Annotated in this window: 1 protein-coding gene and 1 pseudogene; one reads left to right on the forward strand and one right to left on the reverse strand. The window is 37.4% G+C overall.

Annotation, left to right across the window (positions count from 1 at the left end):
- Positions 1–829 (reverse strand): annotated as a pseudogene (locus tag MICAI_RS18495) (transposase); the annotation flags it as partial.
- 179 nt (positions 830–1,008) lie between these two features.
- Between MICAI_RS18495 and MICAI_RS25210 the strand changes: the two are divergent.
- On the forward strand, positions 1,009–1,967 hold a 959-nt coding region (locus MICAI_RS25210), incomplete at its 3' end, for a tetratricopeptide repeat protein (protein WP_157221768.1).

Below are 1,967 nucleotides of genomic sequence, written 5' to 3' on the forward strand. Positions count from 1 at the left end.
AAACTTCTGTGACTACTAATAACAGTTTATAGTCTCTTTTTTTCAAGCTTTGTAGCGAGGCTCCTTCTGCTAAAAGTTGTTCAATATGGTCGAGATTTCTTTTTAGATATTGCAGTTGTCTTTTCAGAGCTTTTCGTCTTTGTTTGACGGTAGGTTTTCTTTTTTTTGCTACTTCTAAATAACTTTTTCTGGCTAGGAGACGATAGGTTCTCGGTTTTTGAACAAGTTTTCCTTTTCAAGTTTCATAGAGAATATCAATAATTTTTTCGGTTTGTTTTCTTCCTTGATTTAACAGGTTTAAATCCGTAGGATAACTAATATCTGCGGGCGCACAACTGGCATCTAAAATTAATTTACCTCGATTTTCTGGTTGACTTTGGGTTTCGCTCTCTAACTTTTTTTCGGTGTTTTCTTCTTCTTTTATTTCTCTCGAATTTTTGACCATAAAGCGATTCACTTTATTAATTAGTTCCAGAGTAATTCTTTCTCGAAAGTGAACCAACATTGACGCTTCAAACCGGGGTTCATTGCTGTAGGATGAAAACCCCAAGAAGTATTGTAAATAAGGATTTTCTTTGATTTGTTCTACCGTTTCTCTATCGCTTGTTCCTAATTTTTCTTTAATAATTAATGCTCCGAGTGCTGTCCTGAATGTTTTGGCGGGTGTGCCCATTTCTTCTGAAAAAAGTGATGCGTATTCCGCTTCAAATTCTGACCAGGGAATGAGGTTGGCCATAATTACCCAACGATTGTCTTGGGATAATTTCCCCTCAAAGGGCAGCTCGAATTTTTCTGGTGGGGTTGAGGGTAACTCGCTTTTACGGTACATTAGCACTAATTAGAGAAGATGCAAGGGTGATGCAAGGGTGATGCAAGGGTTTTAAGAGATTCTAGCAGATTTAAGTGCATTTGGGAAGCTCTCAATCAAGCTAAAAGCCCTTTCCTGTAAGGTTTTTACCATTATTCAGCAAACCCTATTTAGGTAAATATCAACCAGCTATAGAAGCTTTGCAACAAGCGATTAATACCTTACCTAAACGGGAAGATTTAAAGAAGTTTCACAGTAGTATTTTACAAGAGCAAAGTCTAGTTTATCGCTATTTAGAAAATTATGAGCAAGCCTTAACGGTGATTAATCAGGCGATTTCTCTGTTTCCCAATAACCCCAATTACTATAACGAGAAATATGTAGTATTAAGTGAATTAAAACGCTATGATGAAGGATTAGCCACGATTAATCAGGCAATTCATCTCGCTCCCCGTGCTGCTTGGTATTACAATCGGGGGAATCTTTACCGTCTCCAACAAAAATACGATTTAGCCCTCTCTGACTACAGCAAAGCTATTGACATTAATCCTAATTATGCTGAGACGTACAACAATCGGGGGGTTGTTTACTTTAACCAAAAAAAATACGAATTAGCTTTAGCTGACTTCAACAAAGCTATTGAACTTGATTCTAAGTTAGCTATAGCTTACAACAATCGGGGGCTTCTTTACTATGACCAAAAAAAATACGAATTAGCTTTAGCTGACTACAGCAAAGCTATTGACATTAATCGTAATTATGCTATGGCTTACTACAATCGGGGGCTTCTTTACTTTAACCAAAAAAAATACGAATTAGCTTTAGCTGACTACAGCAAAGCTATTGACATTAATCGTAATTATGCTATGGCTTACTACAATCGGGGGCTTCTTTACTCTGACTTGCGGAAATACGAATTAGCCCTCTCTGACTGGAACAAAGCCATTAAAATTAATCCTAATTATGCTGAGGCTTACTTCAATCGGGGGCTTCTTTACTATGACCAACAAAAATACGAATTAGCTTTAGCTGACTTCAACAAAGCTCTTGACATTAATCCTAATTATGCTGAGGCTTACTTAGGTCGGGGGCTTCTTTACCTTCTCCAACAAAAATACGAACTAGCTTTAGCTGACTGGAACAATGTACCGGGAGCATC

Source organism: Microcystis sp. T1-4 (assembly GCF_000297435.1).
GTDB lineage: Bacteria > Cyanobacteriota > Cyanobacteriia > Cyanobacteriales > Microcystaceae > Microcystis.